Source organism: Methanosarcina sp. UBA411 (assembly GCF_002495725.1).
Lineage (GTDB): Archaea > Halobacteriota > Methanosarcinia > Methanosarcinales > Methanosarcinaceae > Methanosarcina.
In genome coordinates this window covers 1-17,641 of sequence record NZ_DAGK01000009.1, presented here as the reverse complement: position 1 = coordinate 17,641, position 17,641 = coordinate 1, and the positions used below count along the sequence as shown (strand labels likewise).

The 17,641-nt window shown below is 39.6% G+C and carries 15 protein-coding genes and 2 pseudogenes; 10 read left to right on the top strand and 7 right to left on the bottom strand.

Annotated elements, in window-relative coordinates; translation table 11 throughout:
• The first annotated feature begins 287 nt into the window (after positions 1-287).
• From BP861_RS02915 to mtaA, 4 genes are all read left to right on the top strand, one after another.
• Positions 288-683: a DUF1699 family protein gene (locus BP861_RS02915; protein ID WP_292372411.1), complete on the top strand. Its 396-nt coding sequence runs from the start codon at positions 288-290 to the stop codon at positions 681-683.
• A 616-nt stretch (positions 684-1,299) separates the two neighbouring features.
• Positions 1,300-2,379, top strand: a complete 1,080-nt coding sequence (locus BP861_RS02910) for a hypothetical protein (protein ID WP_292372409.1) — start codon at positions 1,300-1,302, stop codon at positions 2,377-2,379.
• A 673-nt stretch (positions 2,380-3,052) separates the two neighbouring features.
• Positions 3,053-4,750 carry a histidine kinase N-terminal 7TM domain-containing protein gene (locus tag BP861_RS02905; protein WP_292372407.1) on the top strand — a complete coding sequence of 566 codons (1,698 nt, stop codon included), beginning with the start codon at positions 3,053-3,055 and terminating at the stop codon, positions 4,748-4,750.
• 208 nt (positions 4,751-4,958) lie between these two features.
• Complete coding sequence (gene mtaA, locus BP861_RS02900) at positions 4,959-5,984, top strand: methylcobamide:CoM methyltransferase MtaA (RefSeq protein ID WP_292372405.1); 1,026 nt, start codon at positions 4,959-4,961, stop codon at positions 5,982-5,984.
• Between the two features lie 29 nt (positions 5,985-6,013).
• On the opposite strand, the gene BP861_RS02895 is transcribed toward mtaA, so the two are convergent.
• Positions 6,014-6,925: a DMT family transporter gene (locus BP861_RS02895; protein ID WP_292372403.1), complete on the bottom strand. Its 912-nt coding sequence runs from the start codon at positions 6,923-6,925 to the stop codon at positions 6,014-6,016.
• Positions 6,926-7,021: 96 nt separating this feature from the next.
• Between BP861_RS02895 and BP861_RS02890 the strand changes: the two genes are divergently transcribed.
• The gene (locus BP861_RS02890) at positions 7,022-7,414 is read left to right on the top strand and encodes a phosphoribosyl-ATP pyrophosphohydrolase (protein ID WP_292372401.1); all 393 of its coding nucleotides are present in this window, start codon (positions 7,022-7,024) and stop codon (positions 7,412-7,414) included.
• A gap of 180 nt (positions 7,415-7,594) precedes the next feature.
• On the opposite strand, the gene BP861_RS02885 is transcribed toward BP861_RS02890, so the two are convergent.
• Both BP861_RS02885 and BP861_RS02880 read right to left on the bottom strand, forming a co-directional pair.
• Complete coding sequence (locus BP861_RS02885; protein ID WP_292372399.1) at positions 7,595-7,762, bottom strand: hypothetical protein; 168 nt, start codon at positions 7,760-7,762, stop codon at positions 7,595-7,597.
• Positions 7,763-7,950: 188 nt separating this feature from the next.
• The gene (locus BP861_RS02880; RefSeq protein ID WP_292372397.1) at positions 7,951-8,589 is read right to left on the bottom strand and encodes an IMPACT family protein; all 639 of its coding nucleotides are present in this window, start codon (positions 8,587-8,589) and stop codon (positions 7,951-7,953) included.
• Between the two features lie 361 nt (positions 8,590-8,950).
• Here BP861_RS02880 and BP861_RS02875 point away from each other — a divergent pair, with 361 nt between their 5' ends.
• The 4 genes and pseudogenes from BP861_RS02875 to BP861_RS02855 all read left to right on the top strand — a co-directional run bounded on the left by BP861_RS02875 (position 8,951) and on the right by BP861_RS02855 (position 12,358).
• Positions 8,951-9,361: a hypothetical protein gene (locus BP861_RS02875; RefSeq protein ID WP_292372395.1), complete on the top strand. Its 411-nt coding sequence runs from the start codon at positions 8,951-8,953 to the stop codon at positions 9,359-9,361.
• 393 nt (positions 9,362-9,754) lie between these two features.
• A pseudogene (locus BP861_RS15970) lies at positions 9,755-10,220 on the top strand (amino acid ABC transporter ATP-binding protein); the annotation flags it as partial.
• Positions 10,221-10,409: 189 nt separating this feature from the next.
• Positions 10,410-11,303 carry a prenyltransferase gene (locus tag BP861_RS02860; protein WP_292372391.1) on the top strand — a complete coding sequence of 298 codons (894 nt, stop codon included), beginning with the start codon at positions 10,410-10,412 and terminating at the stop codon, positions 11,301-11,303.
• 185 nt (positions 11,304-11,488) lie between these two features.
• On the top strand, positions 11,489-12,358 hold the full coding sequence (locus BP861_RS02855; protein WP_292372389.1) for a UbiA family prenyltransferase: 870 nt from the start codon (positions 11,489-11,491) through the stop codon (positions 12,356-12,358).
• Between the two features lie 144 nt (positions 12,359-12,502).
• Here the strand turns inward: BP861_RS02855 and BP861_RS02850 are convergent, their stop codons facing one another.
• The 3 genes from BP861_RS02850 to BP861_RS02840 all read right to left on the bottom strand — a co-directional run bounded on the left by BP861_RS02850 (position 12,503) and on the right by BP861_RS02840 (position 15,767).
• A complete protein-coding gene (locus BP861_RS02850) occupies positions 12,503-13,474 on the bottom strand; it encodes a dimethylarginine dimethylaminohydrolase family protein (RefSeq protein WP_292372387.1) in 972 nt (323 codons plus the stop codon).
• A gap of 32 nt (positions 13,475-13,506) precedes the next feature.
• The gene (locus tag BP861_RS02845) at positions 13,507-14,472 is read right to left on the bottom strand and encodes an L-histidine N(alpha)-methyltransferase (protein ID WP_292372413.1); all 966 of its coding nucleotides are present in this window, start codon (positions 14,470-14,472) and stop codon (positions 13,507-13,509) included.
• 152 nt (positions 14,473-14,624) lie between these two features.
• On the bottom strand, positions 14,625-15,767 hold the full coding sequence (locus BP861_RS02840) for a radical SAM protein (RefSeq protein ID WP_292372385.1): 1,143 nt from the start codon (positions 15,765-15,767) through the stop codon (positions 14,625-14,627).
• Positions 15,768-15,906: 139 nt separating this feature from the next.
• Here BP861_RS02840 and BP861_RS02835 point away from each other — a divergent pair, with 139 nt between their 5' ends.
• Positions 15,907-16,863, top strand: coding sequence for an SPL family radical SAM protein (locus BP861_RS02835; RefSeq protein WP_292372384.1), 957 nt, complete (start codon positions 15,907-15,909; stop codon positions 16,861-16,863).
• 23 nt (positions 16,864-16,886) lie between these two features.
• Here the strand turns inward: BP861_RS02835 and BP861_RS02830 are convergent.
• A pseudogene (locus BP861_RS02830) lies at positions 16,887-17,641 on the bottom strand (hypothetical protein); the annotation flags it as partial.

Below are 17,641 nucleotides of genomic sequence, written 5' to 3'. Positions count from 1 at the left end.
AATAAATAAATAAATAAGTAAATCTAATAAATATAAAAATTAAAGAACTTAAAACAAATCCCAAAAACATAAAAATGTTAGGAGTCCTGGAGACCCTATAAATCCTAAAAAGACTCCTAAAAATTCTGAAGCTTAAAGAAACCCTGAAGAGACTCTAAAAGAACTCCAAATAATTCCGGAAAGCTTCTGAAGAGACTCTGAAGATTCTAAAAATTAAAGCATCCCTAAAGAAACCCTAAAAGGCTCTAAAAAGCTAAAAATACCTGGAAAAATGAACGGTGATAAAAATGAAAATTAGAGTTGTAAGTTCAAAAGAAGAGATAGACACTTTAAAACTTGATGAGGAAATCGTCCATCTTGCATTCAGACCATCCAACAAGGATATTTTTAAACTCATCCTGAAGTGTCCAGAGGTAAAAGCGATCCACATCCCAAGCTCATATAAGAAAACAATTTCCAGTTCTGCACAAATGTATCTTTCCATGCAGAATATTGCTTTACTTGAGGGCGATGTATGGGGTCACAGAAAAGACATCAATGAGTATTCTGAAATATCCCAGCATGTTTTTGACCGCATACAGGAATTAAAGGAAGAAGGGCTTTCCGAAGAAGACACCATTGAAAGGCTGGTAAGAGAAACAAGACTCAGCCCGGACTTTATAAGCTTCATTATATCAAATTAAAAATCATGTAAGCCGATCAAATCTTGGTCGGTATTTACTTTTTTGAACAACTGTTAAGCTAAAGGCTTACCAGCCTCCTGATTTTTAATATACAATCCCGAATTCATCAGGTGAAACTTTAACTTGGTTGATTCACTTTAACTTGTTTCTCTGAGAAGAAATCATATATAAGATGGAATAACTTTAAAGCTTAACAACAAAGAAACAAAGGGACATTGACTCTGATATCATCCCGGCTAAAGTCTTAGAGATTTTACGCTTTATATTTAAAAAATAAGAAAACATCTGACATAATTACTTAATTTTCATTTATTATTATAATGATATATGTGAGAATCTCTTTTCTTGAGTACTCTTATTTATCATGATTTATATTTATAATATATTATCAGTGAGATTATATTTATATACTTATGATATTGTATTATTCTCTGCGAAGTAATTTAATCCTACCCTATATTTCAGGCAAGACTTCGATGTTTTTAACAGGGGTCAAGAAGTCAGAGATTCTTGAGTGGTCAAACAATTGACATAATCCATCCAGGAATTACGTCCTGAAAATGAAAAGCACAAGAGAATATGTTTCTCAATGTACTTTTACAGAAGTGAAAAATAGATGTTCGCTAAACAAGACAAAATTGTAGAACAAATCTGTGAAATTCCGGTTACCCTTGGAGATATATCCAAGAGCATCTTTGGGGGTATAAGCACACAAAACAGTCTACTCCACAGGCTTGCCCTTCCGGAGGAGGGCGGTTCCGATTCGTATTATCTTTGCGAAGGCCTCTGTAGGCCTGTATTTTTAGAACCTGAGCTTGTATATCCTTATGTATCAGGTGCCTTTTCCGAAAAATTTGCGTTTCGCCCTTCACCTTACCGTTTCATGCTGCCTTATGAATTATCATCCGCTCCGGGGAAAAAGAAAGAATACAAGGTAATTCCGCCCGAAGAACTCAAGACAAGATTCCCTATGGCTTACGAGAGAATTCTGGAATTCAAAAGAAAGTTCCGTCATGATACTTCCCCCCTTAAAACTGCAGACTATAGTATTAAAGGCAGAAAATTTCTGGAATACTTTAATACTCCGAAGATTATTGCTACTGAAGGCTATCATCTTCAAGCTGCATATGATGCTGCAGGGAATCATATATTTGAGAACGGGTGTGGCATTGTTCTCAAGGATCCTAGCAGGTATGCCTATATTACTGCAGTGCTTAATAGTTCGATTGCAAGGCTCTTTCCTTCAGTCTGTAAGTCTGAAATGATGTACTCTAGCTACACAGCTCCTGCAGTGATTAAGCGGTTCCCAATAGTGTTTCCTGATAACAGGCTAACCGAAGACCTCATAAATACTGTCTCCAGTTACCTTGTCTTCCTTAACAAGGAGAAGTATGCAAGGGATTACGGAGTTCCAGAATGGCTAAGGGAACTTACAGTTTTCTACGAGCAGATTTCGAACCTTCTAGTTCTGGATACTTATTTCGTAAATGACCTTGATCCGGAGCTGATGAATGCCCTTGAAGAAAATGTCCACCCCTATGCTGGAGATATGAATTCTGAAGAAAATGATAGCATTCTGAGCGCACTGTATTATATAAAGCAGCAGATTCTTGAAGTTGCAAACTCGGAAAAGTCCAAATTTAATATGGGACTGCCTGGAATGCTCAGTTTCTCTCCAAGTAGTGGAGAATTCTGAGACTCCCTTTTTAATTTATATCTTAAAGAACAATGGATTTACTTCTATTCGCTCAAAGAACGGTGAATTTATTTTGCCGAGAATCTTTTACATTTCTATCTTACATTATTTTACATTTAGATTTATATCAATAAGTTTATATATTTTGACTCACCCTAATTCAGGGGGTAAAAGTGCTCTCAGGGTAGAAAAGTTAGTTTTCCGGTAGAATAGGTTATACCAAGACACCTTTGTTGCTTTAATGGATGAATTCAGAGCTCTATGCCGCGGGGGTCTGGAAGTGAATCAAGCGAGTTATTCCTCCTTAATACTCGAAAATTCTTAAAATGGGTCGCCCTGAGAGGATTTTAACCTTAATTGAGCTGAAATTTTCAAAAAATAATTATATAGGAGGATTTAAAGATTATTTTCTTGAATCTAATTTATCCATTCTTCTTTTGTCCTTGACTTTCCTTTTGCATCGAATGCAATCGGTTTTAACCTGTGTATCGAAAATCTTCCGTATACTTTCTTACTTAATACATATATTTATATACTCGGGCTTTACGTAATAATTACAACATTTTATGTTTTTTAATTTCGTTTACTTAGCCCTCCCGATTCATTTGATATTGATTCATAGAAGGAAGGTAGTCTTATCGTCCTGCAAATTCACACCGCTGCATTTCCCTACATGGGGGCATTAATATTTTCAGCGCTTATATCGACTTTACTTGCAATCAAAGCATACAAAGCTTTTAATTACCGCAGGATGTATTTTTCAAAATATTTCGTACTTATTATGTTAAGTATGTCTCTTTGGTCCGTTAATTACGCCTTTGAAGTCGGACTTACGGACATTAAGTTCAAATATTTCTTTGCCCGGCTAGAGTATATTGGGATTGCTGTTGCTCCAGTAGCGTGGTTTCTATTTGCAGCTGAATACTCAGGGGTATATAAGGAATTTGTAAGAAAGCATCAGAAAGCCTTTTTCATATTTCCTTTACTTATAATCCTTTCAATGCTTACAAATGGCCTTCATAAAACGTATTTTGTAAACTATTATCTTGACACGTCAAAGGGTTTTCCTCTTCTTGTAGTCATGCATGGGCCTTTTTTCTGGATATTTTATATATATTCTTTTATTTTAATTCTGCTCGGTATTTTTTTCTTCTTCAATCAGTTTGTCCATCTAACTGCACCATACAGAGCTCAGGCAGCAGTCGCTCTCATAGCAGTCTGCATTCCAGTCATAGGGAATATTCTCCATATCGCAAATATAGGTCCTTTTGCATTCCTTGACCCAACTCCGTTTACATTTACAATTACAGGGTTGATTCTCTTCTGGGGCATCATGCAACACGAGTTTCTCAATATTATTCCGATTGCAAGGGAAAATGTAATTGAGTCTATGAGTGATGGATATATCGTAGTAGACCTTGCAGACTCCATCGTGGACATCAATAAGGCTGCACTTGAACTGGCAGGGAAAACAAAAAAAGAAGTTATAGGAAGAAACTTAAATGAGCTTTTTGGGGATGAAGTAGAAATTCCTCAGAGTGAAGCTAATGAAGGCAATTTCAACAAAGAAATTTCCTTGAAGAATGGGCTTGAAACGAAATTCTTCACTCTCAGTGTCAGCCCCCTTATGACAAAAGATAATGCAGAAGGCAAGCTGCTGATGATACATGACACTACTGAAACATATCGACATCAAGAAGCTCTGAGACAAGCTAACAAGAAGATAAACCTCATGAGCAATATTACAAGGCATGACATTCTTAACCAGGTGAATGTACTTTCCGGTTACACTGAATTAATTTCCGAAACTCTTCCAGAAAATACCAAGAATGATCCTAGAATAGAGAAATATCTAAAAAATCTCAATAAAAGTATTGAGACAATCCACAGCCAGATTGTTTTCACCAAAGACTACCAAGAACTCGGAGTAGTTTCTCCAATCTGGCAATCCGTGAGTAATACAGCAAGAGAAGCATCTTTTCCTTTCTCTGGCCAGAGCTTGAAGTTTTCTATCGAGAAAAGCGCAGTGGAAATCTATGCCGATCCTTTGCTTAAAAAAGCCTTTTACAACCTGTTTGACAATGCAAGAGCACATGGAGAACATGTAACTGAAATCAGTGTTAGCTCCCGCAGAAGTGCTGATAATCTTGTAATAGAAGTAAAAGACAATGGCATAGGAATTTCTCCTATAATGAAAGAGCTGATTTTTGAAAAATCCATAGGGAAAAATACCGGGCTTGGACTTTTCCTTGTCAAAGGCATTCTTTCCATTACAGGCATGGAGATTAAAGAAACCGGAGTTCAGGGAACAGGTGCGACGTTTGAAATTACAGTACCTCCTGGAAACTGGAGAGAAAATCCTTCCCAATAAAATAAATATATATTTAAAAACCCCAAGTTAAAGACAAGAGCAGGATTTTTCATATCAAATCCATTACATCAAATCCATTACATCAAATCCATTATTTATTTCGCTTTTCTCATTTGTATATTTTTATATCTTTGCTTCATATACTATCAGACCAAAAAATTCTCCTAAAACCATTAACTCAGCCGATAATTACATTCTGGTGACAAAAATGAGTAAATTTACCCTGAAAGAGAGGTTTGAAAAAACACTCAAAGGAGAGGCTTTAGATATTGTTCCTGTCTGTTCGGTAACCCAGACCGGCACTGTTGAATTAATGGAAATTACTGAAGCATACTGGCCCCAGGCAAATTACAATGCCGAAAAGATGGCTATGCTTGCACTTGCAGGGTATGAGGTTGCAGGATTCGAGAATGTACGCTGTCCTTTTGATACTACCGTGCTTGCAGAAACGCTTGGGTGCACGGTAGATGAAGGAAGTATAGATATACAGCCTTATGTAACGGATTTTCCCTGTAAAAGCAAGAAAGATGTAAAGAATATAACGGTTCCGGACTCTCTTCTTGAGAGTAGGCGGACCTCGGTAGTGCTGGATGCAGTTGAAATTTTGGATGAAAACGTAGGAGAAAACGTACCTGTGGTTGCTGGGGTCGTAGGCCCTGCCGGACTTGCCTCCATGCTTGCAGGAATGAGAAATTATCTTATGTGGTTTGTGACGAATCCTGTAGTTGTTGAGGAACTCATGGGAGTTCTTACTGATGCTTGTATAGAATATGCCAATGGATTGTTTGAAAGAGGCGCACATGCCATAACCCTTATAGATTCTGAAGCTGGACCTGATATTATTTCCCCTCAAATGTTCGAAGAATCAGTCTTTCCACTTTACAGGAAATTCTGCAGGAAAGTAAAAGGCCTGAAAGTCCTTCACATGTGCGGCGATGCCACCGCTGTTCTTGACCCACTTGCAGATGCAGGATTTGAAGGAATAAGCATTGAAGAAAAAGTAGGTGTAAGTTTCGCAAAAGAGATTACAGGCGATAGGGTACGTCTTATAGGAAATGTTTCTCCGTCCGATACCCTGCTGACAAAAGGGCCTAAAGCAGTTATGATTGAAGCTACTGCCTGCCTTGAGGATGGAATTGATATTCTTGCTCCAGGATGCGGACTTGCTCCTCATACTCCACTTGAGAACATAAAAGCGCTAATCAGGGCAAGAGATAATTACTTTTCACAGTGAATTTTCGTTGAGAGAATCGGTAAATCTCTTTAAAAAGGAGCTTTCTTTCGATCTCTTTCCTTTATATTTTCCGAACCTCGAAAGCTTATGAATGCTGCAGAAGCCAGTATAAGGGCACAGCCTGCAAGCATATCGAAAGAGAGCCCAACTCCCAGTACTGTTATATCGAAAAATACCCCGCTAACAGGTTCTATCAGAGCAAGAAGGCTCCCAGTTTGGGCCTTGAGATTGGCAAACCCAAGTATCGTAAATATTTCTCCAAAACCTATTGATACTATCCCAAAGGCGATAAGCACTTTCAGGTTGCTATACAGAATCTCAGGAGAAGTCTTGAGTGCATACGGGCTTAGCAGCAAAAGGGCGATTCCCATAGGCCAGAAAATGATAGCAAGCTCCGAGTATTCTGCTTTCAGAATTTTTACGTTCATAATCAATGCTGCAAAGATCACTCCTGAGAGTAATCCAGCTGCAATGCCGAGAATATAGGTGCCTGTAAGTTCAATGCCCGAAAGGCTATCTGGCCTTACGATAAGGAATACTCCTGTAACTGCTATAAAGAGGGCAATTATACTTTCCTTTCCGATTTTCTCCTTCAGGATGAGGGGAGAGGCAAGCATTACATAAACAGGAGCTGTGTACTGGAGCAGAATGGCAATAGAAACACAGGTAATTTTTAGGCAAGTAAAGTAAAGCAGCATGCACATGACAACAAGCACACCTTGCAGGAAAAGGCTTCCTTTTCTTTTCTTCAATCGCAGGTCTGAGATTTTCCCCATGCCAGCTATATAGATAAAAAGAAACAGCAAGCCAAAAAATAGCCTGTAGAATATTATAGGAGTTATGGCCATATCATGGATACGATCTATGAAAAGTCCGTTCATGCCATAGAATATGCAGCCTGCAATTACTGCAAGATGCGGCTTTTTGCCCTTCAGGAACATTTGAGACGGATATGCCTGTAGTATTTATATACCTGCTGGAAAAGTCATAGAATGAAGCTTGAAACTCCAGAGTTTTCTATTTGGGGTAATCAGTTGTTGGCTGATCTAGTTGACCTTAAAAATTCCTGTGACCCGGGTAAAACTATGGCAGAAAATAATTCGAAAGCAGTTAGGGACCTTATACCTGAAATTCTAAAACTTTCAGGCAGGGAGTGCATGATCCGTGAGCTTTCAGACTCCAGTTTTCTTCCTGAGCTTGAAAATAAGCTCGAGGAGGAACTGAAGGAATATCTTGAAAGCAAGGAGCTTGAGGAGCTTGTCGACCTGCTTGAGGTAATTTACAGAATAGCAGAACTCAGAGGTTCTTCAAAAGCGGAACTTGAGGCAATAAGGCAGCGGAAAAAACAGGAAAAAGGCGGATTTGAGAAAAACATTCTCCTTCTTAATCCATCCGAAGATAGTTTTCATTCCAGAATTACGCTCCGCTGATTCTACCCGAATCTAGGCCTGTGATTTTCAAGCCTGAGGACGCGGCAATAATTGAGGAAAAGGTAATGAAGATAAGACTCTACACCACTAAAACCGAGTCAGGAAATGCCGCTGTACTCTATCAGGAAACACAGAAAGGGCACATAGAGGAATTCCTGCATGAGAAAAGGATTTTATTTGTTATATCCTTGAAGGCAGTGGGGTCTGGATAGTTGAGGACAGAGCGTTTGAAGCTCGAGCCGAAGATGTAGTCGTCGTACCTGCAGGAAAAAGGTTCTGGTTCCATGGAAATCTCAAGTAGGTCTGCATAACTGCTCCGGCCTGGGAAGAACAGTACGAGCACCACATAAGAGATCTCGAATTGTAAGGTATAAGTGTGTCTGTAGGTTCGATGTAAAGTGTATTTGCAGATTATTTTCCTTTCCCTGGGCTGGAACTCGTGACCTTACACCTTTTTGAATTTATATCATAGATTTTTCCACCTATCAGCTAAGTTACTGGAGAATCTGGTCAGGGTACAAACTTGATTGAGGAAGTTAAAGTCTTTCAAGCGCGACATTATTTTTTGTCTGGTCTTTTATTCTTTTAGTGAACTCATCTTCAAGCTCCTCTCTTACAAGAAGAATGAATTCTACAGTATCCATATACGTTTCCTCTTGAATTTCTGCGTATTTTTCCATCAGGTTTCTTACTTTCTGGCTTTCCGCATATCTCAGACGTATTCTTAATCTGACCTGATTGAAGACTTCAATAACTTCAGCCTCTTCAATAGCAGCAAGTGCCGTATCCCGGTATGCTCTCGAGAGTCCCCCGAAACCCAGTTTTGTTCCCCCGAAATACCGGGTCACGACCACAACCACGTTCAGGATTTCTTTTGATTCGAGTACTTTAAAAACAGGCTTTCCTGAGCTGCCCGCAGGCTCCCCGTCATCATCGTATTTTAGAGCAAAAGAGTTATTTTCATTAATAAAATAAGCCGAAACATTATGGTTCGCATCGCGGTGTAATTCCTTTATATATCTTATGAAAGCTTTTGCCTCAGCTTCACTTTCCACAGGTCTGGCATAACTTATGAACAGGGATTTTTTGAATTCCTTCTGAGCCTTCCCACAGCCTTTGAGAGTTCTGTAACTTTTCAGTGTTTTATCCTCAAACCGCTTTAAGATTCTGTCCAAACCGAGTGTTTACAGGTTTGCGCTTACTCAACGGAGGGATATTACATCCCATTTAAATACTTTTCTCCGCAAAATGGTTCTCCTATTTTAACCTTTATGCATATATTCGCCTTCTAATATTTATTTCAGGTATATTGGGAAAAGACTGTATATATGGAGTATAATTAATCAGATATTTCAAAAAATTTTCTGATTTGAATATATTTCATAAAAAAATGTCCAATCTTGCGGTATTAGTTTTTTACCAAATCGAAAAGTTTTAATGTTATTGGCTGGTCATGCATAAATATCTCATATGAAAATCTCATAATTTTGTATGAGCTGGGTGTAAAAAAGGAAGAGAACTTTAGAGGTATTATTAATGAAAAAAATGTTAAGGATTATGGCAATGCTCCTTATTATTGCTACTGTTGTCTTTGCAGCTGGCTGTGCTGAGTCTGCTGACACAACAGAAGAAGGAGCTGCAGAAGAAGTGACTGATGAAGCCCCAGTAGCAGATGAAGCTGCAGCCGGAGATGAAGCTGTAGTAGAAGAAACTGCAGCTGAAGTTGCAGATGAAGACAATGCAACTGAAGTAGTCGTTGAAGACGACAACGCAACTGAAGATATTGCAGCTGAAGATGTCGCTGACGAAAACGTCACTGACGAAGACGTCGCTGACGAAAACGTCACTGATGAAGATGTCGCTGACGAAGATGTCGCTGACGAAAACGTCACTGACGAAAACGTCACTGACGAAAACGCTGCAGATGAAGATGCAGAAGAAGAATAAACGGTTTAATTCAGCAACAGCGTAAAAAAGGAATTATCCAAGTAGCCTTTTAAAAGGCTACATTTTTAGTTTTTAAATATAATTAGAAATAAGTTGAATATCTTTAGAAATATTTAAACGTGATTGTCTTCTCTTTTTTTATTACTGTCGTCTGAGAATACATAGATAATTATTAAATTAAGTTTTAATAAAAACTAGACTCAAGGCGATTGAAGCTAATCCTATGACTTTTTGTGTTTCATATTCCTCTGGAAGAATATAATTATCAGAGTAGATAATTATAACAGATGAATTATTTATTTTATATTGTATTAAACAAATGACATTTGAGGTCTAAGTTTGTCTCTTTTAGCCTCCTATCTTCATCACGCTATTGCCGTATTCCCCAGTCTGTTCAATCTTTTCCCTCACATGACTGCCCTTAAAAATGTGGCTCTTGCCCTATAAAAGTTAGAGGGCTTTCTAAGAAAACGCTTACGATCGTGCTCGTGATCTCCTGAAAAAAGTAGGGCTTGAAGACAAAGCCGATGCCTATCCCAGTTCCTTATTTAGAGGCCAGCAGCATAGGGCCGCAATCGCCCGAGCTCTTGCAATGCGCCCGAAGGTTATGCTTTTTGATGAACCTACATCTGCCCTTGATCCAGAAATGGTAGGCGAAGTCTTAAACGTTATGAAAGATCTTGCAAAAGAAGGTATGACAATGATTGTTGCAACTCATGAAATGGGTTTTGCCAGAGAGGTAGGCGACCGAGTACTCTTCATGGATGACGGTGTCATAGTTGAGAAAGGCACACCTAAGGAAGTCTTTTTTAATGCTCAGAATGAAAGGACGAAATCGTTTTTGAGCAAGATTTTGTAATGGCAGGTGTAAAAAATAGAATTTTTACATATAGCAGCCTCTCATTTTTACCTTGGGTGAAAATAAATTTCAGGTTTTGGATTTGTATATATTTAAAACAATTATTTTTTAATAGTTATTTTAATTTATTTTCATAATTTTTATGTAATAGTTTTCCTTATTTACCGCCATTGTTATTGAGGCCACAATATGACAGAAACCCTAAAAGCCTACTTTGACCTTATACGTGCTCACTTTCTTCCAGCATGGCCCCTGGTCTTCTGTTCCGGGTTAGTGCTTGCTTTTGCTAATTCCGGCGGATTTTCCTGGCCGCTAATAATTAAAGCTGCTCTGATAGGCCTTTTTGGTTTCGAAGCTGGACTCGTGCTTAATGACTATGTGGATAGAAACAGGGACAGGCTTGACGTTGAGAATACACTTACCAGATACTGGAGACCTTTCAAAAGCCGGCCCATTCCGTCAGGAAAGGTCTCTTCAAAAAACGCCTTCTTGCTGTTTATCCTGTTTGCAGGAATTGCTTCAGCTCTGATTTTCACGCTTCCCTATCCGAATTCGCTCTATGTCTTTTTGATAATGCTGTACTCTTACGGTATTGAGGCTTTTTACCAGATTAAAAAACGAAACCAGAAGTATCCTATCGCGCAACTCCTTGGCAGGACGGATTTAACCCTCTTTCCGGTGGCAGGCTATCTCTGCTACGGGCAGTCTGACATGACAATATTTCTCTATATTATTTTCCTCTATCCCTGGACAATGGCGCATCTGGGCTTGAACGATTTTATAGACCTGAAAAACGACCGGGCAAGAGGCATGAACGCTATAGCCGTCCTTTACGGCGCAAAAGGGGCCATGTACTGGATTACAGGCTTTACGCTCCTTCACTTCTTTACAGCTATTTTCTTCCTCAAAGATCTTGGGGATATTGCCTTTTATGGTTTCCTTGCAGGTTTTGTACTCCTTGCAGGGTCAAATCTTTACATGTGGAAAGAAAAAAGTCCAGATGCCGGAATGAAAATACTGCCTGTTTACCATGGGACTCTTGTAATTTACGCGGTGTCGATTATTCTAGACTTCATATACTGAGTCATTCTAGTATACTGAGTTGGAAAAAATAGTGTTGCCAAGAAGGTATCCTGGAGTTTCTTTTTTCCCAACCTGTTTTCTCAGTTTTTAATTTCTCAATTTTTGATCATTTTCCGAGTAAAATACTGTTAGTTTCTTTATTCCCGTTACAAAAAGTATAAACATATAACTTACTTTTATATTACTTGGGGGAAAGGGGCACGAAAGAAACCATAAAAGCCTTGATAGATCTGACAAGAGCTCACTTTTTTCCTGTCTGGATTTTGCTTTTCTCTTCAGGCCTTGCACTTGCTTTCGAGAATTATGGAGACTTTTCCTGGCCAATTACTTTCAAGGCCGTTTTGATCGGGGTTTTCGGGTTTGAAGGCGGGCTTGTGCTCAACGATTTCGTTGACCGGAAAAAAGACAGACTTGATGTAGAGGGTTCCCTTACAGCCTACTGGAGACCTTTCAAAAGTCGCCCGCTTCCGTCTGGAAGGATTTCCCCTAATTTTGCTCTGATAGTTTTTTTGCTTTTTTCTGGGCTCACGGGATTGTTAATGTTTACATTACCTTATCCGAACTCCTTTTACGTATTCATCGCAATGCTTTCATCCTGTATTCTTGAATATTTCTATCAGATTAAAAGAAAGAAACAGAATTTCCCTATAGCCCAGCTTGCAGGAAGAATGGATTTTACGCTTTTTCCGGTAGCAGGCTATCTCTGCTATGGGCAACCTGATATGTTAGTACTGCTCTACCTGCTCTTTTTTTATCCCTGGACGCTTGCCCATCTTGCAGTCAATGATTTCATTGATACGGAAAACGACAGAGCCAGAGGAATAAAATCAATTCCTGTACTTTATGGCACTGAAATAACTTTACTTTGGATATCGAGTTTTACGCTTGTGCATTATTTCACGGCATTCCTTTTTTTAAAACAACTTGGAGATATTGCATTTTACGGCTTTCTGTCAGGGTTTTTGGTGCTCGGGTTTGCAAATTATAAACTCCTTAGAAAAAAAGTCAAAAAGCTGGACTGCTTGCTCTTTTCCTATATCATGTTTCACTGGTGATCTATTCAATCTCGATTATTCTTGATTTTATTTTTTAACCCAGTATGACCTTTTTTCATTATGGTTCATTCTCAATCTGGCTCTTTCTCAGTCTGGGTCTTTCTGACCCCCTCTCCCGCTCTTTTCGGTTTCTTCCGTAGAGACTTAATTTTTCCTTCTGCAAAGTCTTAGAGTATGGCAGCGTAGACTTCCTCCCCCTGCAAGAAGGGCATCCGGGTGGAAAGGAATAATCTCAATGCCTTCCTTTTCAAGATTTTTCCTGGTTTTCAGATCAAATGCAATATCGTAATGAAAAATGGACCCGCCTTCAAGAGGAACAAAAGAACAGGCTAGGCGACGTTGCTCAGAATCCGAAACAGGAATAATTTCCACTCCTTTTTCTCTCATGAAAGATTTAAAATCGATTTTTTCTCTTGAATCTTCCGTAAAAAGGCAGGTCTCCTCAAAGGCAGGTAGATAAGCAAGGGCAAGGTCTTCTCTTATTCTGTTGAAAACAGTATCAGGATGCATGTATCGTCTGGCTTTCGGGACCCGGACGTAAATAACCTCACTAAATTCGTTTTGAATATTTGAAATAAATTTTCTTATAAAAGGGTAAGTATGCCTTTCAGTGTCAGCTACAAAGACCGTTTCTTTTGAGAGCAGAAGGCAGCCCTCGAAAAAACCCTGGCCTCCATTGAATTCGCTGAGAATAGGAATTCCCAGATTCTTCAGGGCTTCCTTTACAACAATTTCTTCTTTCTCTCTGGCAGGCGGGCGCATTCTTGAGAGAATAGCCCCTTTTTCGGAGATAGCTGCGACATCATGCAGAAAAGTAAGATTTGGCATCCTCTTCATTAGAGCTGTATTGTCGTTCACATAATCTTCAAGTTCATAGATCCTGACGCCGTTTGATTCGAGCAGCTCCTGATAGCCTCTATGCTCTTTGATATACCCGGAAATTTCAGGAACCTTATCATATAGCCAGTATTTATAGTTCGATTCGTTGAGTAGAGAAAGTTCTTCCCCAGGAGTATGCATCAGTACGCTTTTCAGCCTTCCAAATTCCTCGCACCCGTAAGCGATACCTTGCCCTGCTTTTTCGGCGCCATCCAGTTCATCTATCTCGCAACCCATACTCTGAACCTCCCTTTTTATCCATGTCACTCTCATATGCGTTTTTTTGCAAGGATTATAACATTTGCCCGGTCTTCACTAAGGAAGGCCTTGAGAAGCTCAAATCCACAAATCTCCAGGAAAGCTGTAATCTGGTCATATGTATATTTATAAGTAAAACCCATACGGATGACATCTCCTTCCCTGAAGCCTATGGTTTCTGCCCCGATTGTGATTTCAGTATCCTTCAGAATATACACGCTTTTCCTGGTTCGGCATACTTCCCCTATACTTGAGTTCACATGCGCAAGCAAGAGTTCAAAATCGAAATCGTCAGGGGCCATTCCGTACTGAAGTAGAGGATACATATTGAAGATGGCATTCTCTCTTGACGCATATGTCCCCATTACGGATTTCCTTGCGGATTGTGCTTCCTGGTCTTCAGCAGGGAGCAGGTTTGCATCAAAGAAAAAAAAGTCTCCCTGCTCAAGATTTTCACGGACTAGCTGAAGAATGAATTCTGGCTCGTAATTACAAAAGGTATTTCCCAAGATACAAAAAAGAACCGGCAGACGCCAGTTCTTTTTAAGAATTGCCATATCTTCTATGAAACCAACTATTCCTGTCTTTTCGATAGGCAGGTTTTTAACCTTTTCAAGGGCGAGATCCACAAATTCACTGTTTATATCGATAGGGTAATAGCGTATAGACACTTTTCCTGAAGCTTGATTTTCAGCCAGGTTTTTTCTAACGAGGGCTTCGAGGAAAATCCTCTCCTTTTCCCCGGTTCCCACCCCCATACTTACGAGATTCATGCCTGTCGGAATAAATCGAACTATTGATTCAAGATTTTTCTCCAGCATGCCTTTAAGCTGCCGGGCTACAGGAAATGTCTCAGTCCCATCAAGTTTCAGCCAGTTTTTTGCTCCGCCGACACCTGTGTAAAGGAGATAATCAGGTAGCTCATGGTTTTTCAGGCACTCACAGAGTTTTTCTTCTAGACTCTTCTCACCGGTAATTACTATTTTTTCCTTATTTTCCGAAACCTACCCAAAATTCACTTTTCCTATCCTGTTCAATTTCTCACCTGACCCACGAATCATTCAACAGCAGCTACCTGTCATTTCTTCCAGCTTATCACTCAGGTCCCGTTTATTACCCCTTCTACCATTTATTTGAAACACTGCTGGCACTCCATTCTGAGGGCTTCGAGTGGGCCGACACCATTGTTTACTCCTACACTGTAGGCGTATCCACGGCAGCCTATACACTCTTCCAGATGTTCGCAGTTACCACACCTGCCTTCGAGTACTTTATCGATGTTTCGAACATATGTGAAAAGATCGGAGTCATAAATCTCCCGAAGGCTCATTTTATTTATGTTGTAGGGATACTTCCCTTTAATTCTAAGCGCGGGATGTTCGTCAAGCTTCGTAGGCGCGCAGGGCCGAACATTTCCATCGATATTGATATACAAGCTGTAAAGGTACTGAAGGCAACCGCTTGCAGTAATTGGTGTGTAGGGCAGCCAGTCATACCCGTAATATCTTCGGTCTATTTCCAGCAGTTTTAATTTGTATTCCTTTATCTCGTCAGCAGTCAGCAGCTTATCCTCAAGTTCGTCATTTGCCCTGCCTGTCGGCGTTAGAATTTCCATATTAGGAAAAACATTGTTTTGCCTGCAGAAATGCCAGATCTCCTCAATTTCTTCAAGATTCATTTTATTACTGACGAAAGAGACTCCCAGACGGAGTTCTCCAGGCGCTGCTGGTTTTGAAAATCCTGCTTTAACAAGGTTTTCAAGTCCCTCATTGATCAGTTCTGATGCCCCTTCTCTTCCTGCAAGGTAATCTTGGACTTCAGGCTTAAGGGAATCAAGCTTTCCCATTACTGAGGCATTGTGTTCGTATAGGAAACCTGCAAGTTCCTTTGTCATCAAAACCGTATTCGAAAAAAGCACGGGAATTATTCCCAGGGAATCGATGTAGGCTATTAGACCCCTGAAATCCGGATACAAAGTTGGCTCTCCCCCCCCGATCACAACAACAGACTTGATCCCGAGTTCTTTTGCTTCCGAAATAATACGTTTGAGGTTATTAAAATCGGCTATTTTTGCCGAATCCTCTCCACTCTGTGCATAGCAGTAGCGGCAGCGGAGATTGCAAGATTTGTTCGTTTCAAGGCGTATGGCTAAAAGCCTGTTTGAGTTTCTGGCTTCATGGGCTTCCTGTGCCCCGTACATATAACCTTTCAGTATAGGAGACGGGGAAAACAGGTTCAATGCGCCAGAATCTTTTTGTTTTTCTCCCAACATGTTAAAAGATATAGATTCGACTGCTTATCAAGTTACAAGAAACTAAGTGATACTTTCAGGCACAGAAGGTTGATTTTATCCAGGGCTACTACTCTTTTTGTTAAGTTTATTATAGCTATCAGCCGTATTCTATTTCTGGATGTTTGAGGAAATCCAGGTTACAAAAGCCCTGAATAAAATAAAAGTAACGAGCAGACTTGCGCTACCATACTCATGGGATTTGAATATTTACAGGGGATGTGAACACGGTTGCCACTATTGCTATGCAATGTATTCTCACCGTTATTTGGAAAAAGAAGTAAATTCTTTTCCAGGAAAAAAATCCCCAGTGGAAAAGAACTGTACCTTCTTTCAGAGAATCTGCGTAAAAACAAATATCGACGAAGCACTTGAAAAGCAACTTGCAGCAAGAAGCTGGAGAAAGGAAGTAATTAATCTAGGTGGGGTATGTGATAGTTATCAGCCTGCAGAAGCAAATTATGGACTGATGCGCAAAGTTCTGGCTCTGATGATAGAGTACAAAAATCCGGTTACTATATCTACAAAATCGGACCTCATTATCCGAGATTTTGATCTTCTTACAGAGCTTGCTGAGATCACATATGTAAATATCGCGGTAACGGTTACAACAATGGATGAGAATTTAAGCGCTCAATTGGAACCCCTGGCTTCGCCTCCTGAAAAAAGGTTTTCAGTCCTGAGGGCATTTAAAGATACAGCAGCTGTTACCGGACTTCATATGATGCCAATTCTTCCCTTTCTTACCGATAGCCCTCAGAATCTAGAGCAAATTCTTTCTCTTGCAGCCAAATGTGAATTAGATTATGTTCTTCCTAGCATTCTTTACCTCAAGGGCGAGACCAGAAAGCATTTTTTCAATTTACTTGAACTTGAATTTCCCGAAATTGTAGACCCTTACCTCAAAATGTATGCAAAAGGAGGAGCTGATAGAATCTATAAAAATGAACTTTACAGAGTGTTCAGATCTCTTATGGAAAAGTACCATCTGTCCTGGGACTATGTGAAACCCATGCAGGCAAAATTATCCAGTTCAAAGCAGTTCAAATTAACGGATTTTTTAGGAAACGATCTTTGATTTTTTGCGTAAATCCTAAAGTGTTAACTGTACCTTCCTATGTTAACCTGATTACTATTCTCCTCTAGTTTTTTTGTAGAATTGGATAATGTATAGCCTGCGCCAGTACAAGGAGAATCTGATTTCAGGTGATAATCATGTTTATTCCTGTTTACAAAGAGGGGATTTACATAGATATCAGAGGTTGAGTTTGCATTTTTATAATTTCCTCCCACATTATTGTAGAGGCAGTTATTTTCCATCACAATGGTATGTGTTGAAGGCAGGTAATTGATCACTCCATATCCTGTTCCATCAGGGTCTTTCGTACGATTCTGGGTATTTACTATTATGTTATTGCGGACGATTGTTGTGAATCCTGTACCTTGAGGTGAAAGATCAACGGAATTATCTGCGCTTGTGGAAGAAGGATACATCTGGATAATTGCTGCATGATACACATTATCAAACACATTATTCTCAATAAGAGTATCATAAAATCCACTTGTTACAATACCTCCTACCCAGTCAATACTTGGGTTCGTACCAGTGCTATAGAAGATATTATTGTGAATCTGAACATTCTGTGCCTCTTCCTGGGGATAAGACGCTCCGTAACCTATCAGCCAGATTCCAGGGCCATAAGTGTGATGAATGGTGTTATTGTATACTTCTACATCGTTAACGACACCTGTCGTTTTCTCAATCAGAATTGCAGAGCCACCTGCACTCCAGTGGTAAAAGGAGTCTATTACGTTATCATAGAATTTTACGTGATTGGAATTCCAGACTCGAAGCC

What these genes read in the sequence shown, in the direction of transcription:
- BP861_RS02915 (WP_292372411.1), top strand. Translation starts at nt 288, where the DNA reads ATGAAAATTAGAGTTGTAAGTTCAAAAGAAGAGATAGACACTTTAAAA.
- BP861_RS02910 (WP_292372409.1), top strand. Translation starts at nt 1,300, where the DNA reads ATGTTCGCTAAACAAGACAAAATTGTAGAACAAATCTGTGAAATTCCG.
- BP861_RS02905 (WP_292372407.1), top strand. Translation starts at nt 3,053, where the DNA reads ATGGGGGCATTAATATTTTCAGCGCTTATATCGACTTTACTTGCAATC.
- mtaA (WP_292372405.1), top strand. Translation starts at nt 4,959, where the DNA reads ATGAGTAAATTTACCCTGAAAGAGAGGTTTGAAAAAACACTCAAAGGA.
- BP861_RS02895 (WP_292372403.1), bottom strand. Translation starts at nt 6,925, where the DNA reads ATGTTCCTGAAGGGCAAAAAGCCGCATCTTGCAGTAATTGCAGGCTGC.
- BP861_RS02885 (WP_292372399.1), bottom strand. Translation starts at nt 7,762, where the DNA reads ATGTGGTGCTCGTACTGTTCTTCCCAGGCCGGAGCAGTTATGCAGACC.
- BP861_RS02875 (WP_292372395.1), top strand. Translation starts at nt 8,951, where the DNA reads ATGAAAAAAATGTTAAGGATTATGGCAATGCTCCTTATTATTGCTACT.
- BP861_RS02860 (WP_292372391.1), top strand. Translation starts at nt 10,410, where the DNA reads ATGACAGAAACCCTAAAAGCCTACTTTGACCTTATACGTGCTCACTTT.
- BP861_RS02850 (WP_292372387.1), bottom strand. Translation starts at nt 13,474, where the DNA reads ATGGGTTGCGAGATAGATGAACTGGATGGCGCCGAAAAAGCAGGGCAA.
- BP861_RS02840 (WP_292372385.1), bottom strand. Translation starts at nt 15,767, where the DNA reads ATGTTGGGAGAAAAACAAAAAGATTCTGGCGCATTGAACCTGTTTTCC.
- BP861_RS02835 (WP_292372384.1), top strand. Translation starts at nt 15,907, where the DNA reads ATGTTTGAGGAAATCCAGGTTACAAAAGCCCTGAATAAAATAAAAGTA.